Here is a 15,628-nt window from a genome sequence, read left to right as displayed (position 1 = left end):
GGCGCTAGCCTGCCGCAGCTTCGGACGCGGCGAGTTCCTTTTTCCACTGCCGGAAGGTCTCTTCGGTGCGTCCGCGTCGCCAGTAGCCCGAGATCGACGCCCACTTCGCGTCGACGCCGCGCACCTTGCGGACATACGGCCGCAGGTTGTGCATGACGGCCTGCGCCTCACCGTGGATGAACACCTGAACCTGTCCGGGCAGCCACTCGGCGCCGGTGACCGCTGCGATCAGCGGCGCGTGGTCACCGGCGCGGTCGTCGGAGACCAGGTCGGCACGTCCGCCGCGGTACAGCCAGGTCAACTCGACTCCCGGCGGGACGGTCAGTGCGATCTCGTCAGCCGGATCGGCGACTTCGATGAACGCCTTGCCGACCGCGTCGGACGGCAGTGCCTCCAGGGCGGCGGCGATCGCCGGCAGGGCGCTCTCATCACCGGCCAGCAGATGCCAGTCGGCGGCCGGGTCGGGCGAGTACGCCCCGCCGGGGCCCATCAGATACACCGGCTGGCCGGGCTGCGCACTGGTGGCCCACGGGCCGACGACGCCGTGGTCACCGTGCACGGTCACACCGATGCTGATCTGACGGGCCACCGGGTCGACATGGCGCACGGTCATGGTCCGGATGACCGGCCGCTGTTCGGCGGGCAGTGCATCGAAGCTGTCCAGGGTCAACGGCTGTGGCATGGCCGCCACGTCGACCTCGTACGCGACGAAGACGATCTTGACGTAGGAGTCGGTGTGGGGACCCGGGGTGAACGTGTCGAATCCGCTACCGCCCAACACCACCTGGATCAGGTGCGGCGATCGCTGTTCGGTACGGACGACTTCGAAGGTGTGTACCGGCCGTCCCGCCACGCTGCCTCCTGATTTCGGCTTACCTCCGCCGACTATACGAGGCGCCCGGCGTGGCACACGGCTCGGCGCTGCCGCGGCAATCAGGTGGCGGCCGCGATTTCCTTGCGACGCTTTGCGATCACACGTTCAGCGATCGGCCGGTCAACCCAGTCGAACTGGGCGGACAACCGTTCAAGTTCGTCGATGTCGTCAGCGGATACCGGGCGACCTCAATGACGCTGATCGCGGCGACCTCGAACTCGCCCGCCTGAACGTCACCAGCGACGACGCCCCGGCGATGGCAGATCGGCCGACACAGCAAGGTGCAGCTCGGAGAGAACGTCAGTACCGCTTGGCCCGGACTATCCCCCAGCTGCCGTCGCGCCGCTGCACCAGGCCCGCCACCTCCAGCAGCGCCAACGGACCGAACACCTGCGCCGGCGGCAGCCCGGAGGCGACCGCGATCTGATCGACGGTGACCACACCGCGGCCCGGTAGCGCCTCGTAGACCAGGCGCTCGGCCTCGCTGAGCCCGTCGAGCGCAGTGGCCGGGTGCGGCTGATCGGCCGCCAGCTCCCCGATCCGGCCTGCCAGCTCGAGCACCTCGTCGGCGCGGGTCACCAGTTCGGCGCCGCCGCGCAGCAGCACGTGACAGCCCGCCGACGCCGAACTGGTGACCGGCCCGGGTACCGCGGCCACCGGCCGGCCCAGCGCCCGCGCCCACGCCGCGGTGTTGGCCGCCCCGCTGCGCAGGCCGGCCTCCACGACCACCGTGACTCCCGCCAGCGCTGCCACCAGCCGGTTGCGGGTCAGAAACCGGTACCGGGTCGGTCGAAGCCCCGGCGGGTACTCGGTGACGAGCAGACCGTTCGCGCCGATGCGATGCAGCAGCGCGGAATGCCCTGCCGGATAAGGGACGTCGATTCCGGCGGCCAACACCGCCACGGTGATGCCGTCGGCAGCCAGCGCGGCACGATGCGCGGCCCCGTCGATGCCGTAGGCCCCGCCGGACACCACCGCCACATCCCGTTCGACCAGCCCCGCCGCCAGATCGGCGGCCACGAGTTCACCGTAGGCGGTGGCGGCCCGCGTTCCGACGATGGCGGTGGCGCGTTCGGCGGCCTCGTCGATGCACACCGGGCCCAGCGCCCACAGTGCCATCGGCGGGCGACAGTCCGGCTTGCCGGTGGCCGAAGTACCGCCGAAGGCGGCGAACGCCAGGGCCGGCCACTCGTCATCGCCGGGGGTGATCAGCCGGCCGCCGCGGCGGTCCAGCAACTCCAGATCCGCGGCGGCCTGGTCGATCTCGCGGCGGGCCTCGGTGTGACGGGCCAGGTCGGCATCCACGGCACCGCGCCGGATGCGGTCGGCCGCCTCGAGAGGCCCGACGCGGCTGACCAGTGCGGCCAGATCCGCACGCGGCGGTTCGGCCACCCGAGACAGATACGCCCAGGCCCGCAGCGTGCAGTCGTCGGTGTTCATCGGTCCGCTCCCGCCTGGCGAAAACTCAGTGCCGCGGCCACCTCATCGAGACCCGGCGAGGTGCGGCCCGCCAGATCCGACAGCGTCCACGCCACCCGCAACGTGCGATTGGCCCCGCGAATAGACAGCAGGCCCCGGTCCAGCGCGGTGCGCAGCGGCGCCATCGCCTCGACGCCCAACCGGAACCTGCGGCGCAGCAACGCCCCGCCGACTTCGGCATTGGTGCAAAAGCCGTGCGGCCCCCACCGGTGCGCGGCCGCGGCGCGGGCCCGCGCCACCCTGGCCCGCACCACCGCGGTGGACTCCCCGTCGTCGGCGGAGAACGCCCCGGCGCGCACCGGATGCATCTCGACCCGCAGATCCACCCGATCCAGCAGCGGCCCGGACAGTCGGCCGAGGTAGCGTCGCTTCACCATCGATTTGCAGGTGCAGTCCCGCGGATCGGCGGGTGCGCACGGGCAGGGGTTGGCCGCCATCACCAGCTGAAAGCGAGCCGGATAGCAGGCCACCCCGTCGCGACGCGCCAACCGGATCTCCCCGTCCTCCAACGGAGTTCGCAACGCCTCCAGGGCGCTGACCCTGATCTCGGCGCACTCGTCAAGGAACAGCACCCCGCGATGGGCCCGGCTCACCGCGCCAGGTCGGGCCATTCCGGAGCCGCCACCGACCAGAGCCGCGACGCTGGAACTGTGGTGCGGGGCGATGAACGGTGGCCGGGTGATCAGCGGAGCACGGCCCGACAGCAAGCCCGCCACCGAGTGGATCGCGGTGACCTCCAGCGACTCGGGTTCGGTCAGCGGCGGAAGTAGGCCCGGAAGCCGTTGGGCGAGCATCGTTTTTCCGATGCCCGGCGGTCCGGTCAGCATCAGGTGGTGTGAGCCGGCCGCGGCCACCTCTACGGCAAAGCGGGCCTGGGCCTGACCGACCACCTCGGCCAGATCCGCGGCCGTCTCGGGCGCGGGCGCCACCGCGGCGATCCGGCCCCGCAGGCGCGACGATCCCTCCAGCCAGCCCAGCAGCTGCGTGAGCGTTGACACCCCGTAGACGTCGATGCCGTCGACCAGGCTGGCTTCGGCGAGGTTGTCGACCGGTACCACCGCCGCTGCCCAGCCCTGATGCTTGGCGGCCAGCACCGCCGGCAGGATGCCGTGCACCGGCCGCACCCGCCCATCGAGCGCCAGCTCACCGAGCAGCACCGTCTTTTCCAGCCGCGACCACGCTGTTTCACCGTCGGCCGAGAGTACGGCGCAGGCCAGGGCCAAGTCATAGACGGATCCGCCCTTGGGCAAGGTAGCCGGGGACAGCGCCAGGGTCAGCCGGGCCGCCGGCCAGCTCTGCCCACTGTTGGTGATCGCCGCGCGCACCCGGTCCCGCGACTCCTGCAGTGCGGCGTCGGCAAGCCCGACCAGATGCACCCCGGGCAGACCCGAGGCGATGTCGGCCTCGATCTCCACGATCAGCCCGTCCAGGCCGCGCACGGCCACCGAGAACGCCCGTCCCAGCGCCATCAGCCCACTCCGGGCAGGTGACTGATCTCGGGTGTGGCACTGCGGCCTACCCGCACACCGATGACGTCCAGGCGCACCCGCGGCCAATGGGTGTCCTGATCCCCCAGCCAGATCCCGGCCAGCCGCCGCAGCCGACGCACCTTGCGTTCCGGGACCGCATACGCCAGGCCGCCGAACCCGTCACCGCTGCGGGTCTTCACCTCGACGAAGACCAGTGTCGCGGTTGCCGGGTCGGCGGCGATCACGTCCAGCTCCCCGTATCGGCAGCGCCAGTTGCGCGCCAGGATCTCCCAGCCCTGTCCGCTCAGATAGTCGACGGCGGTCTGTTCGCCTAGCGCACCCAGTTGCGCTCTCGTCATCGTTGTCATGCCGGTCAGGTTCTGCGGCACCCCCGACAGCGCGCCCCCGCCCGATAACCGAAACCCCGGTGAACTCCCCGGTTATCCCCAGTCCGGCGAGTATCCACAGCCGTCAGTCGCGGCTAAAGCGGGCACCGTCTCACTGGTCACCAGACCGTGGGTGTCGGTGAGTTCGTCGACGGCCTCGAAGCATTCGGCGATGTTGCGCGGTGTGTCGACGATGATCGTGGCGACCGGCACCCGCCGGGTCACCTGCAGGAGCCGGTCCCCGCGCGGCGCACGCCCGCCCTGGTAGCCCCAGATGGCCCGCAATACCGTTGCACCGCCCAATGATCGGTGCTCCCACAGCCGATGCACCAGGGCGCGGTGGATGGGGACGCCGCCGTGCAGGTCGGGTTCGCCGGTGTAGACCATCAGCTTCTGCCACAGTTTCATTCCGTGTTCGTCCACACCCGCCACCGCGTCCGGGTGCTCCAGCAACTGGCCGTCGCGTTTGCAGACCGTGACCCGTTCGACGGTGATCAGCGGACGGCGCAGCATCCGACGCAGCTCGGGCAGCACCGCATTCACGCACTCGGCACGGCCGACGGCGATGATCATCACCGGGACGTCGGCGTTACCGCCGAAGAAGTGCGCCCGTTCGCGACGGCCGTGGATGGTGCCGTCGACGCCGAGGAACGCAGATGCGCCGTCGAAACCGTTGCGGTACAGCAGATCACAGACCGCGATGTAGCCGGGAAACCGGTTGATCCGCTCCTTGCGCCCGAGGTAGACGGTCAGCTTGGTGGTGCCCTCGACGGCGTCGGAATCCTCCAGCAACCGTGCCCGCTCCAGCGTGACCAGCGCCCGTTTGGGCATCGCACGCAACGGATCCAGCAACGCCTCGATCGCCGGCTTGGCGTCGACAGCGGCGACGACGACCGGTGGGTCCTCCGACAGGCTCAGGGAGCGATCACTGCGCAGGTGCCGGCGCGCCCCGAACCCGCCGACCCCGCGCAACGCCACGCTGGCCGCGATCGAACGCCGACCGAAGAGGTCGAGCATCTGCGCCGACAGGAAACGGCCGCCGCTGCGTTGCCGCTCATCGAAGTAGGCCGTGAGTTTGAGGAAGTCCTGGCTCACCGCGGCGAATTACGGATGTGCCGGCGCCCGAACCACCAGCGGCACACCGGGGAAATAGCCCGCCAGCTCGGAGCGCGCTCGGCGCAGCGCGGCGGTACCGTAGCCCTTCTTGCGGTGTTCGGGATGAATCCAGATCCGCACGTTCACCTCGCCGTGGTTGAGGTCGCCGAAGACCATCCCGATCTTCTCCGCGCCGTCGATAGCGACGAACAGCGCGGCGTCCTCGTCGTCGATCCGGGCCAGCAGCCCCCGGATCTCGTCGTCGAGGCCACCGGCCGGGCCACCCGAACCGTCGCCGCTGGCGCCGACATCGGTTGTCCGCAACGCGAAGATGTCGCGGTCCGGGTCGCCGGCGAACGGGCGCAGCAGCAGGGTCTCCCCGGAGCTGGCCGGCCGCTCACCGAGGGTGAAGGTCAACTCGTTGTTCAGGTCGTTGAGCTCGTCGGCGATCCGGTCGCGCGAGTCTTTGGTGAGCTGATCGAGTGACATCCCGATAACCGCTTCGCAGCCCGCCGGTGAGGTGCCGAGCAGGTCCGCGATCGCCAGCACCGCTGAGGCGCGGTCGTCGGAATCGACGATCACGTCGAGCACCTCATGGCGGCGTTCCATGGCCTTGAGCAGAGCATCTGCGATTTCACGACGGGAGACGGCACGGTCGACAGCGGTCATAGCTGTCAGCCTAGACCGAAGCGCAGGGACTGCGCACCGGCGTCGCGGTGTTTACTCCGGCAGCCGCAGCTCGGGCTTCTCGACCTCTTCGATGTTGACGTCTTTGAAGGTGACCACGCGTACCTGTTTGACGAACCGGGCCGGACGGTACATGTCCCACACCCAGGCGTCGGCCAGGCGCAGCTCGAAGTACACCTCGCCGTCGGCGTTGCGCGGCACCATCTCCACGCTGTTGGCCAGATAGAAACGCCGTTCGGTCTCCACGACGTAACTGAACTGCCCCACGATGTCCTTGTATTCGCGGTACAGCGAGAGTTCCATCTCGGTTTCGTACTTCTCGAGATCCTCAGCGCTCATCTGGCACTCACCACCTTGCGTACGTTGACGAACGAGTATCGATGCTGGCTGCACGGCCCCAGCGCCGTGAGGGCCGCGGTATGTGCGGCGGTGGAATACCCCTTGTGCACGGCGAAACCGTAGCCGGGGTGGTCGGCGTCCAGCGTCGCCATGTAGCGGTCGCGACTGACCTTGGCCAGCACGCTTGCCGCGGCGATGCAGGCCGCTGCGCCGTCGCCGCCGACCACCGGCAGCGACGGGATCGCCAGCCCCGGCACCCGGAATCCGTCGGAGAGCACGTACCCCGGCCGCACTGCCAACCCGGCCACGGCGCGCCGCATGCCCTCGATGTTGGCGGCGTGCACACCGCTCACGTCGACGTCGGCCGACGGGATGAACACCACGTGGTAGGCCAGCGCATGCCGGCGGATCAGTGGAAACAACCGCTCGCGCGCGGCCTCGGTGAGCTTCTTGGAGTCGTCGAGTGCCGCCAGGGCGGCGGGTTTGCCCGGCCCGAGCACGCAGGCGGCCACCACCAGCGGTCCGGCGCACGCGCCACGGCCCACCTCGTCGACCCCGGCGACCGGCCCCAGCCCGCTGCGGTACAGCGCGGACTCCAGTGTGCGCAGCCCCGGCGAACGCCGGATCACCGCGCGCGGCGGCCAGGCCGGAGCCATGGCTAGGGGCCCTGCTGCGGGTTGATCGCCCTGACCGGTCCCCAGCGCGACGGCGGCCAGGCGATGAATCGGGTCTTGCCGATCACGTTCGCCACCGGCACGGTGCCCAGGTTCGGGTCGTCACCGGTGCACAGCAGCCGGTTCTGGATGTCGGCCGGGCTGTTGTCGCAGTGCGCCCGCGAATCCGACGAGTGGGTCCGGTTGTCGCCCATCACCCACAGTCGCTCGGCCGGCACCGTCACCGGGCCGAACTCAGCGCCCAGGCAGGGATAGACAATCGGGTCGACCATCAAGGTGGCCGGGTTCAGGTACGGCTCCTCGAGCGGCTTGCCGTCGACCGTCAGCCCGGTGTCGTTGCGGCACTGCACGGTCTGGCCACCCACCGCGATGACTCGCTTGACCAAGTCGTTCTCGTCCGGCGGGACGAACCCGATGAAGGAGAGAGCGTTCTGCACCCACCGGATCGCGGTGTTGGACGACCGGATCGACTTGTAACCGATGTTCCAGGAAGGCGGGCCCTGGAAGACGACGACGTCGCCGGGTTGTGGCTTGCTGAACCGGTAGGTGACCTTGTCGACCATGATCCGGTCGCCGACGCAGCCGTGGCAGCCGTGCAGGGTCGGCTCCATCGACTCCGACGGGATCAGATACGGACGCGCGACGAACGTCAGCATCAGGTAGTACAGCAGCAGCGCGATCGCGACCAGGATGGTCGACTCACGCAGCGTGGTGCTCTTGCCGTCACCGGAATCCGGCGTGGAGTCAACCGCCTCGGGCTGCTCGGCCTCAGGGGAGTTCTCGGGCGACGAGCCCGTGGTGTCGGTCACGAGATCAGGGTAGTGACCGCATCAGCGGCGCCGTTGACCGACGGGCAAGCTCAGCGCTTTTCCTTGATCTTGGCCTTCTTGCCGCGCAGTTCACGCAGGTAGTACAGCTTGGCCCGGCGGACGTCACCGCGCACCGCCACGTCGATGTGGTCGACGTTGGGCGAGTGCACCGGGAAGGTGCGCTCCACACCCACGCCGTAGCTCTCCTTGCGCACGGTGAAGGTCTCGCGGACGCCGCCACCCTGGCGGCGGATGACCACGCCCTTGAACACCTGGATGCGCTCCTTGGTGCCCTCGATCACCTTCACGTGCACGTTGACGGTGTCACCGGGGGCAAAGGCCGGGATGTCGTCGCGCAGCGACGCCTTGTCGACGATGTCCAGCGTGTTCATGGGGAAACACTTCCTCGTGGTTCGCGGCTGCCGACCGGCCGGCACGCGCAGTACGCGTGCAGACGGTAGCCGAGCCGATGGGTTCGGGCCTGCTGTCGCACTGCGCGGTGACCGGGACGCCAGGCCCACCCGTCGGGCGACAACTGCTCAATTGTGCCAGACGCCGCGGATTCGGCGAAATCGCGCAAATCGCCGCAACCGAACTGCGCAATCCGGGCGTCCACGCGGTAATCTATCCGCCGAGCCGATGGCGTCTTTTGCGGCGAGCCCGTAATCCCACGTCGGTATTCATATCTGCCCTATTGCCTGCTGAGGAGGCCAACCGCCGTGCGGCCATCGATGCTCCTGCTGACCATCGTCATGGTGATGTCGACGGTGATTTTCGGCTGCGACGAGAAGGTGTACGGCGCCGCCGACGCCCGGCCCCAGTACCGCGCCCCGGAGGTCACCCCGGTGGCCACGGCCATCGAAGCCCCGCGCGCGCCCGCCATCCAGCCGGCCGCGGTGGTCGACACCCTGGCCTCGCGGCTGCAGGACGCCACCGAAGATGCCGCCAAGACCGGCGCCAACATCTCGGTGGCCGTGCTGGACCGGACCACGCATCAGCTGGTCACCAACGGCAACACCCGGCCGATCGCCACCGCCTCGGTGGTCAAGCTGTTCATCGCCGACGACCTGTTGATGCGGACGTCGTCGGAGAACCCGCTGTCCGCCGACGACCGCGCCGCCGTGGACGCGATGCTGCAGTCATCAGATGACGGCGCCGCCGAGACGTTCTGGAACTCGGGCGGCGGCAACGCGATCGTCTCCCGGGTGGCCAGCCGCTACGGCCTGTCCGGCACCTGGCCGCCGTCCAACGGCGCCTGGTGGAACACCATCAGCACCGCGCCGGACCTGGCGCGCTACTACGACATGCTGCTCAACGGCTCCGGCGGTCTGCCGGTCGACAAGGCCAACATCATCATCAACAACCTGGCCCAGTCCACGCCGACCGGCATCGACGGGTACCCCCAGCGGTTCGGCATCCCCGAGGGCCTCTACAACGAGCCGGTGGCGGTCAAGCAGGGCTGGATGTGCTGCATCGGCAACAACTGGATGCACCTGTCGACCGGTGTGGTCGGCGCGGACCGCCGCTACGTAGTGGTGATCGAGTCGCTGCAGCCCAGCGATGACGCCACCGCGCGCACCACGATCACCCAGGCCGTCAAGACCATCTTCCCCGGCGGCCGGATCTAGCCGAGTAGATCCGGGCGGCGTTCCCGGGTGCGTTGCAGCGCCGCCTCACGTCTCCAGGCATCTATCCGGGCGTGGTCACCGGAGAGCAGTACTTCGGGAACCGGTAGGTCGCGCCAGACCGGCGGGCGGGTGTAGCTCGGCCCCTCCAGCAGTCCGTCACGGTCGGCGGAGTGCGAATCATCTTGCGGGGACAGCGGATTGCCCAGGACTCCAGGCATCAGCCGCAAGACCGCCTCCAACATCACCAGCACGGCGGCCTCGCCGCCGGCCAGCACGTAGTCACCGATCGACACCTCTTCGACGCGCATCCGCCGGGCGGCATCGTCGGCGACCCGCTGGTCGATGCCCTCATAACGCCCGCAGGCGAACACCAGATGACCCTCGTGGCTCCACCGTTGCGCGGTGGCCTGGTCGAAGCGCACACCGGCCGGGGTGGGTATGACGAGAACGGTCTGCTCCGAACAGATTTCGTCGAGCGCAGCACCCCACACCGGGGCCTTCATAACCATTCCGGGCCCCCCGCCGTACGGCGAGTCGTCCACCGAGCGGTGCACGTCGCGGGTCCAGCGCCGAAGGTCGTGGACCGCGAGGTCGACGGCGCCGGATTCAATGGCCTTGCCCGGCAACGATTGACGGATCGGATCGAGATAGTCGGGGAAGATGGTCAGGACGTCAACGCGCACGCCTCAGCCTTCCAGATCCAGCAGACCGTCGGGCGGATCGATGACCAGGGTCTGCTCGGCCAGCGACACCGACGGCACGAACGCCGCGACGAACGGGACCAGCAACTCACGTCCGTCGGTCCGCTTGATCGCCAACAGTTCGCCGGCGGCGGTGTGCAACACCTCGGTGACGGTGCCGATCTCCTCCCCCGCCCCGGTGCGCACCCGCAGACCTTCGAGCTGGTGGTCGTAGTAGGTGTCGGCTTCGGTGATCGGCGGAAGGTCGGCGGAGTCGACCACGAAGACGCTTCCCCGAAGTGCGTCGGCGCCGTCGCGGTCGCCAACTCCGGCCAGCCGCACCAGCAGTCGGGCTCCGTGCGGCCGCGCCGCCTCGACGACATAGTCACGCTGCGGCGCACCGGCTTTCCGCGCGTGCAACGTAGCTCCCGGCGCGAACCGGAGTTCGGGATCGTCGGTGCGGACGTCGACGACGACCTCGCCGGTGATGCCGTGGGCCTTGACCACCCGTCCGACGGTCAGCTCCATGACCGGCCTGCTACCGGTCGGTGTCCACCACGTCTACGCGGATGCCGCGTCCGCCGATTCCGGCGACGAGGGTGCGCAACGCAGTGGCCGTGCGACCGCCGCGACCGATCACCTTGCCCAGGTCCTCGGGGTGGACGTGGACCTCGACGGTGCGGCCACGCCGATTGGTCACCATGTCGACCCGGACGTCATCGGGGTTGTCGACGATGCCGCGCACCAGGTGCTCGACGGCGTCTGCCACCACTGCACTCATGGCGGCGGTCAGCTCTCGGTGGCCGGCTCGGCGGCCTCGGCGGCAGCTTCGGTCTCGGCGGCCGGAGCCTCGTCGGCCTTGGGCTCCTCGGCCTTGGCCTCGGCCTTGTCGGCCTGCTCAGTCTTTTTTGCCGGCGCCTTCTTCTTCTTGGCGGTGGTGGCATCGGTGGTCGGGCCACCCTCGGCCTCGGCCAGCGCGGCGTTGAACAACTCCAGCTTGCTGGGCTTGGCGGGCTTGACCTTCAGGCGACCCTCGGCGCCCGGCAGGCCCTTGAACTTCTGCCAGTCACCGGTGATCTTCAGCAGCTTGAGCACCGGCTCAGTGGGCTGAGCACCGACCGACAGCCAGTACTGGGCGCGCTCCGAGTCCACCTCGATCAGGCTGGGCTCTTCCTTGGGGTGGTAGCGGCCGATGACCTCGATGGCCCGGCCGTTGCGGCGGGTGCGGGCGTCGGCGACCGAGATGCGGTACTGGGGATTGCGGATCTTGCCGAGCCGGGTGAGCTTGATCTTGACAGCCATGAATTACTCCTGGGCGTTTCACGCTGCAATTCAGCGATACGGGCGGATTTGCCCACATCCGGTTTTGCCTCGCGTGTTGCAGCCGCCCATTGTGCCAGAACCGGCCCGGTCAGCAGAAATCGCCTCAGGGCAGCTTCTCGAAGCACTTGGTCTCCACCCGGCGGCACATCCGCCAGCCGTCGGCGGTGCGGACGAAGTCGTCGTGGTACCAGAGGCCCAGCAGCATGGTGGCCGGGGTCTCACCGCCGAATACCATCGGGTTGAAGCAGAAAGTGCGCGCGGTGGCGGTGTCGCCGTCCACCCGGATCGAGGGCAGACCCAGCATGTGGGCGTAGCCGGCGAAGTTCGGCAGGACCTCCGCGAGCCAGGTCTTGACCTGCGGGTAGTGCCCGTCGATGCCGCCCATCGCGGAATAGTCGATGTAGGCGTCGGCGGTGAAGATCGCGTCGAGGTCGTCGAAGTTTCGCGTGTCGATCGCGGTGGAGTAGTCGACCAGCAACTGCTGGATCTGCCACCGATCGGACATCTCAGCCTGGCTCAGCATTCCTCGATTCAACACCACGGGCGGTAAGGTGACCGGCCATGCGGAAGATTCTGGCCGTGACGGCCGTGGTCGCAGCAGCCCTGTTCGCGACTCCCGCGGTGACCACTTCCGCCGATGTCGCGCAGCCCTTCGGATCAGCACCGATCCCCGGGGGCCCGGCCCCCAACTGGCTGATCGCCGACATGGACTCCGGGCAGATACTGGCCGAACAGAACGGCTACGCCGTCACTCCACCCGCCAGCACCATCAAGGTACTGCTCGCGCTGACGGTGCTCGACGAGCTGAACGTCGACGACACGGTGGTCGCCACCGGGGCCGACACCGCGGTGGAGTGCAACTGCGCCGGGCTCAAGGCCGGCCACACCTACACCGCCCGGCAACTGCTCGAGGGCCTGCTGCTGGTGTCGGGAAACGATGCCGCCAATGCGCTGGCCGGCATGCTCGGTGGCCCCGAGGCGGCGGTGGCGAAGATGAACGCCAAGGCCGGCGAGGTCGGCGCGACCGACACTCACGCGTCCACTCCGTCCGGGCTGGACGGCCCGGGGGGTTCGGGCGGCACCACTCCGCACGACCTGGCGGTCATTTTCCGGGCGGCGATGGCCAACCCGGTGTTCGCCCAGATCACCGCGCAACATTCGGCGATGTTCCCCACCGAGTCCGGTGAGCGGCCGATCGTGAACATGAACGAGCTGTTGACCCGCTACCCGGGCGCCTTCGGCGGCAAGACCGGCTTCACCGACGCCGCTCGCAAGACCTACGTCGGCGGGGCGGAACGCAACGGTCGGCACCTGGTGGTCGCGATGATGTACGGCCTGATCCACGAGGGCGGCCCGAACTACTGGGACCAGGCGATGGCGCTGCTGGACTGGGGCTTCGGGCAGGGCCCGCTGGCGTCGGGCATCGGCTCGCTTTAGCCGCGACCGTGCAGGGCGGTCCGGCATTTCCCCAGGTGGGCCCGAACGATTCTGCACGCTCGGCGGGGAGTTAGTACACCCGACCGCGCAGCATCACCAGATCGGGATGCCCAAGTACCTCCGGGCCGCTGCGCGGATCCTCGGTGAAGCACAACAGGTCCGCAGAGGCGCCCTGCTGCAGCACCGGCGCGCCCAGCCAACCCCGGGCATTCCAGCAGGCCGCACCGAGGGCGTCGGTGGCACTGAGCCCGACACCGGTCAGCGCGGCCACCTCGTCGGCGATCCGGCCGTGCGCGATCATGCCGCCGGCGTCGGTGCCGGCGTAGATCGGCACCCCGGCCTCGCGAGCGGCACCGATCCGCGCCCGGGAACCGGCGTACAACGCCCGCATGTGCGCGGCGTAGGTCGGATACTTGGCCGCCGAATCGGCGATCCCGGGAAAGTTGTCGATGTTGATCAGCGTCGGTACCAGCGCCGTGCCGTGGTCGAGCATCAGCGCGATGATGTCGTCGGTGATACCGGTGCCGTGTTCGATGCAGTCGATGCCGGCGTTGATCAGGCCCAGCAGCGCGTCCTCACCGAAGACGTGCGCGGTGACCCGGGCGCCGTTGGCGTGGGCGGCGTCGATGGCCGGCTTCAGCACGTCGTCGGACCATAGCGGAGCCAGGTCGCCGATCCCCCGGTCGATCCAGTCACCGACCAACTTCACCCAGCCGTCACCCCGGCAGGCTTGGGCCGCAACAGCTTCCGGCAACTGCGCCTCGTCGTCGACGTTGAGGCCGAGCCCGGGAATGTAGCGTTTGGTCTTCGCGATGTGCCGCCCGGCGCGGATGATGCGCGGCACGTCGGCCCGGTCGTCGAAACCGCGGGTGTCGATCGGCGATCCGGCGTCGCGGATCAGCAGCACCCCGGCGCGGCGCTCGGTCTCGGCCTGGCGCAGCGCCTCGTCGGCGTCGACCGGTCCGCCGGGCCCGATACCGACATGGCAGTGCGCATCGACCAGGCCGGGAATGATCCAGCCGTCGGAGAAGACGGTCTGCGCGCCGGCCACCGGCTCGAGGCTGATCGCACCGTCGGCGATCCAGTACTCGACGGGCTGCTCATCGGGCAGCCCGCGACCGGAAATGTGCAGCGCCAAATTACTTCTGGCCCGGGAAGTTCAGCTTGGACAGGTCGAAGTCGGCCAGTCCCGGCGGCAGCTCGTCGAGGCCCGTCGGCATCTGCGACAGGTCGGGGAAACCGGCGGGCATGCCCGGCCCGAACATGCCCCGCGCCCCCTTCGGCGGGGTCGGCCCCCGCTTCTTGCCGCCCTTCTTGGCGTTCTTGCCCTTGGCTTTTCGGGTGGCGCTCTTGCGTCCCATCCCGGGCAGGCCCAGGCCGCCCATCATCGACGACATCATCTTGCGGGCCTCGAAGAACCGGTCGACGAGCTGATTGACCTCCGACACGGCGACCCCGGAGCCGTTGGCGATGCGCAGCCGGCGCGAGGCGTTGATGATCTTCGGGTCGGCCCGCTCGGCCGGGGTCATGCCGCGGATGATCGCCTGCAGCCGGTCCAGGTGGCTGTCGTCGACGGCGGCCAGCGCGTCCTTCATCTGTCCGGCGCCGGGCAACATGCCCAGCAGGTTGCCGATCGGACCCATCTTGCGGATCGCCAGCATCTGCTCCAGGAAGTCCTCCAGGGTGAGCTCGCCGGAGCCGATCTTGGCCGCGGCCTCCTCGGCCTTGCTCGCGTCGAAGACCTGCTCGGCCTGCTCGATCAGGCTGAGCACGTCACCCATGCCCAGGATGCGGCTGGCCATCCGGTCGGGGTGGAAGACGTCGAAGTCCTCCAGCTTCTCTCCCGTGGAGGCGAACAGGATCGGGGCGCCGGTGACCTCACGCACCGACAGCGCCGCGCCACCGCGGGCGTCACCGTCCAGCTTGGTCAGCACCACGCCGGTGAAGCCCACTCCCTCGCGGAACGCGTCGGCGGTGGTCACCGCGTCCTGGCCGATCATCGCGTCGAGGACGAACAGCACCTCGTCGGGCTGGACGGCGTCGCGGATGGCGGCGGCCTGGGCCATCATCTCCTCGTCGATGCCCAGGCGGCCGGCGGTGTCGACGATGACGACGTCGAAGTGCTTGGCCTTGGCCTCGGCCAGGCCCGCCGCTGCGACGGCGACCGGATCCCCGGCACCGGCCGCCAGCGCATCGCCGGCCGGTGAGGTGCCCGGGTGCGGGGCGAACACCGCGACGCCGGCGCGTTCCCCGACGACCTGCAGCTGGTTGACCGCGCCGGGCCGTTGCAGGTCGCAGGCCACCAGCAGCGGCGTGTGACCTTGGCCGCGCAGCCAGGTGGCCAGCTTGCCGGCCAGCGTGGTCTTGCCCGCGCCCTGCAGACCGGCCAGCATGACGACCGTCGGCGGGTTCTTGGCGAAGGACAGGGTGCGGGTCTGCCCGCCGAGGATGCCGATGAGCTCCTCGTTGACGATCTTGACGACCTGCTGGGCCGGATTGAGCGCGCCGGAGACCTCTGCACCCTTGGCACGGTCCTTGATCCGGCCGATGAAGTCCCGCACCACCGGCAACGAGACGTCGGCCTCCAGCAGCGCCAGCCGGATCTCCCGGGCGGTGGCATCGATGTCGGCGTCGGTGAGACGTCCCTTGCTGCGCAGGCCCGCCAGGGCGGAGGTCAAGCGGTCGGAGAGCGATTCAAACACGCAGCCAGCCTAATCCACGGCCGCCGACGTGTACCCGCCACGTTAG

General features: G+C 69.3%; 20 protein-coding genes. 3 read left to right on the top strand and 17 right to left on the bottom strand.

Translation table 11 applies throughout. From position 1 onward, the window contains the following. Positions 1–4: 4 nt before the first annotated feature. A complete protein-coding gene (locus tag K6T84_RS12005; protein WP_225400305.1) occupies positions 5–853 on the bottom strand; it encodes a siderophore-interacting protein in 849 nt (282 codons plus the stop codon). Between the two features lie 50 nt (positions 854–903). On the opposite strand from K6T84_RS12005, the gene K6T84_RS12000 reads away from it, so the two are divergent. Continuing rightward, positions 904–1,104 (top strand): hypothetical protein, encoded by a 201-nt coding sequence (locus K6T84_RS12000; protein WP_225400306.1) that lies wholly within the window; start codon positions 904–906, stop codon positions 1,102–1,104. A 70-nt stretch (positions 1,105–1,174) separates the two neighbouring features. Here K6T84_RS12000 and dprA read toward each other — a convergent pair whose 3' ends face one another. The 9 genes from dprA to rplS all read right to left on the bottom strand — a co-directional run bounded on the left by dprA (position 1,175) and on the right by rplS (position 8,204). Next, positions 1,175–2,314 (bottom strand): DNA-processing protein DprA, encoded by a 1,140-nt coding sequence (dprA, locus tag K6T84_RS11995; RefSeq protein WP_224861239.1) that lies wholly within the window; start codon positions 2,312–2,314, stop codon positions 1,175–1,177. Beyond that, positions 2,311–3,822, bottom strand: a complete 1,512-nt coding sequence (locus K6T84_RS11990; protein WP_224861241.1) for a YifB family Mg chelatase-like AAA ATPase — start codon at positions 3,820–3,822, stop codon at positions 2,311–2,313. Before K6T84_RS11990 ends, dprA begins: the two co-directional genes overlap by 4 nt. Then, complete coding sequence (locus K6T84_RS11985; protein WP_224861242.1) at positions 3,822–4,190, bottom strand: YraN family protein; 369 nt, start codon at positions 4,188–4,190, stop codon at positions 3,822–3,824. The genes K6T84_RS11990 and K6T84_RS11985 overlap by 1 nt, the downstream gene beginning before the upstream one ends. Before the next feature lie 72 nt (positions 4,191–4,262). Then, positions 4,263–5,303 carry a putative PII-like signaling protein gene (locus K6T84_RS11980; RefSeq protein ID WP_224861244.1) on the bottom strand — a complete coding sequence of 347 codons (1,041 nt, stop codon included), beginning with the start codon at positions 5,301–5,303 and terminating at the stop codon, positions 4,263–4,265. A 9-nt stretch (positions 5,304–5,312) separates the two neighbouring features. After that, entirely contained in the window at positions 5,313–5,972 is a 660-nt protein-coding gene (locus K6T84_RS11975) for a GNAT family N-acetyltransferase (protein WP_224861246.1), read from the bottom strand. 51 nt (positions 5,973–6,023) lie between these two features. Then, positions 6,024–6,329: a DUF2469 domain-containing protein gene (locus K6T84_RS11970; protein WP_012393608.1), complete on the bottom strand. Its 306-nt coding sequence runs from the start codon at positions 6,327–6,329 to the stop codon at positions 6,024–6,026. Continuing rightward, entirely contained in the window at positions 6,326–6,985 is a 660-nt protein-coding gene (locus K6T84_RS11965; protein ID WP_224861248.1) for a ribonuclease HII, read from the bottom strand. The genes K6T84_RS11970 and K6T84_RS11965 overlap by 4 nt, the downstream gene beginning before the upstream one ends. Before the next feature lie 2 nt (positions 6,986–6,987). Then, the gene (lepB, locus tag K6T84_RS11960; protein WP_224861250.1) at positions 6,988–7,812 is read right to left on the bottom strand and encodes a signal peptidase I; all 825 of its coding nucleotides are present in this window, start codon (positions 7,810–7,812) and stop codon (positions 6,988–6,990) included. 50 nt (positions 7,813–7,862) lie between these two features. Continuing rightward, positions 7,863–8,204, bottom strand: coding sequence for a 50S ribosomal protein L19 (rplS, locus tag K6T84_RS11955; RefSeq protein ID WP_224861251.1), 342 nt, complete (start codon positions 8,202–8,204; stop codon positions 7,863–7,865). A gap of 339 nt (positions 8,205–8,543) precedes the next feature. On the opposite strand from rplS, the gene K6T84_RS11950 reads away from it, so the two are divergent. After that, on the top strand, positions 8,544–9,440 hold the full coding sequence (locus K6T84_RS11950; RefSeq protein WP_224865848.1) for a serine hydrolase: 897 nt from the start codon (positions 8,544–8,546) through the stop codon (positions 9,438–9,440). Here K6T84_RS11950 and trmD read toward each other — a convergent pair. From trmD to K6T84_RS11925, 5 genes are all read right to left on the bottom strand, one after another. Then, a complete protein-coding gene (gene trmD / locus K6T84_RS11945; protein WP_224861253.1) occupies positions 9,437–10,123 on the bottom strand; it encodes a tRNA (guanosine(37)-N1)-methyltransferase TrmD in 687 nt (228 codons plus the stop codon). The two genes, K6T84_RS11950 and trmD, sit on opposite strands and share 4 nt — an antisense overlap. 3 nt (positions 10,124–10,126) lie before the next feature. Further along, on the bottom strand, positions 10,127–10,648 hold the full coding sequence (gene rimM, locus K6T84_RS11940) for a ribosome maturation factor RimM (RefSeq protein ID WP_224861255.1): 522 nt from the start codon (positions 10,646–10,648) through the stop codon (positions 10,127–10,129). Positions 10,649–10,658: 10 nt separating this feature from the next. Beyond that, positions 10,659–10,901, bottom strand: a complete 243-nt coding sequence (locus tag K6T84_RS11935) for an RNA-binding protein (protein ID WP_083024146.1) — start codon at positions 10,899–10,901, stop codon at positions 10,659–10,661. Between the two features lie 8 nt (positions 10,902–10,909). After that, positions 10,910–11,422, bottom strand: a complete 513-nt coding sequence (gene rpsP, locus K6T84_RS11930; protein WP_224861257.1) for a 30S ribosomal protein S16 — start codon at positions 11,420–11,422, stop codon at positions 10,910–10,912. Between the two features lie 124 nt (positions 11,423–11,546). Further along, complete coding sequence (locus K6T84_RS11925; RefSeq protein ID WP_224861259.1) at positions 11,547–11,966, bottom strand: nuclear transport factor 2 family protein; 420 nt, start codon at positions 11,964–11,966, stop codon at positions 11,547–11,549. Between the two features lie 38 nt (positions 11,967–12,004). Between K6T84_RS11925 and K6T84_RS11920 the strand changes: the two genes are divergently transcribed. Then, the gene (locus K6T84_RS11920; protein WP_225400307.1) at positions 12,005–12,880 is read left to right on the top strand and encodes a D-alanyl-D-alanine carboxypeptidase family protein; all 876 of its coding nucleotides are present in this window, start codon (positions 12,005–12,007) and stop codon (positions 12,878–12,880) included. A gap of 70 nt (positions 12,881–12,950) precedes the next feature. Here K6T84_RS11920 and K6T84_RS11915 read toward each other — a convergent pair whose 3' ends face one another. Then, entirely contained in the window at positions 12,951–14,018 is a 1,068-nt protein-coding gene (locus K6T84_RS11915; RefSeq protein WP_225400308.1) for an amidohydrolase family protein, read from the bottom strand. 1 nt (position 14,019) lies between these two features. Further along, a complete protein-coding gene (ffh, locus tag K6T84_RS11910) occupies positions 14,020–15,582 on the bottom strand; it encodes a signal recognition particle protein (protein WP_225400309.1) in 1,563 nt (520 codons plus the stop codon). Between the last annotated feature and the right edge of the window lie 46 nt (positions 15,583–15,628).

Origin of the sequence: Mycobacterium zoologicum, from assembly GCF_020181635.2 — a bacterium.
Lineage (GTDB): Bacteria > Actinomycetota > Actinomycetes > Mycobacteriales > Mycobacteriaceae > Mycobacterium > Mycobacterium zoologicum.
This window is presented reverse-complemented; position numbering and strand designations above follow the sequence as displayed.

Bases quoted from the DNA above. Each gene is read 5' to 3' on its own strand.
- dprA (WP_224861239.1), bottom strand. From the start codon at position 2,314: ATGAACACCGACGACTGCACGCTGCGGGCCTGGGCGTATCTGTCTCGG.
- K6T84_RS11990 (WP_224861241.1), bottom strand. From the start codon at position 3,822: ATGGCGCTGGGACGGGCGTTCTCGGTGGCCGTGCGCGGCCTGGACGGG.
- K6T84_RS11985 (WP_224861242.1), bottom strand. From the start codon at position 4,190: ATGACAACGATGACGAGAGCGCAACTGGGTGCGCTAGGCGAACAGACC.
- K6T84_RS11975 (WP_224861246.1), bottom strand. From the start codon at position 5,972: ATGACCGCTGTCGACCGTGCCGTCTCCCGTCGTGAAATCGCAGATGCT.
- K6T84_RS11970 (WP_012393608.1), bottom strand. From the start codon at position 6,329: ATGAGCGCTGAGGATCTCGAGAAGTACGAAACCGAGATGGAACTCTCG.
- K6T84_RS11965 (WP_224861248.1), bottom strand. From the start codon at position 6,985: ATGGCTCCGGCCTGGCCGCCGCGCGCGGTGATCCGGCGTTCGCCGGGG.
- rplS (WP_224861251.1), bottom strand. From the start codon at position 8,204: ATGAACACGCTGGACATCGTCGACAAGGCGTCGCTGCGCGACGACATC.
- K6T84_RS11950 (WP_224865848.1), top strand. From the start codon at position 8,544: ATGCTCCTGCTGACCATCGTCATGGTGATGTCGACGGTGATTTTCGGC.
- rimM (WP_224861255.1), bottom strand. From the start codon at position 10,648: ATGGAGCTGACCGTCGGACGGGTGGTCAAGGCCCACGGCATCACCGGC.
- K6T84_RS11935 (WP_083024146.1), bottom strand. From the start codon at position 10,901: ATGAGTGCAGTGGTGGCAGACGCCGTCGAGCACCTGGTGCGCGGCATC.
- rpsP (WP_224861257.1), bottom strand. From the start codon at position 11,422: ATGGCTGTCAAGATCAAGCTCACCCGGCTCGGCAAGATCCGCAATCCC.
- K6T84_RS11925 (WP_224861259.1), bottom strand. From the start codon at position 11,966: ATGCTGAGCCAGGCTGAGATGTCCGATCGGTGGCAGATCCAGCAGTTG.
- K6T84_RS11920 (WP_225400307.1), top strand. From the start codon at position 12,005: ATGCGGAAGATTCTGGCCGTGACGGCCGTGGTCGCAGCAGCCCTGTTC.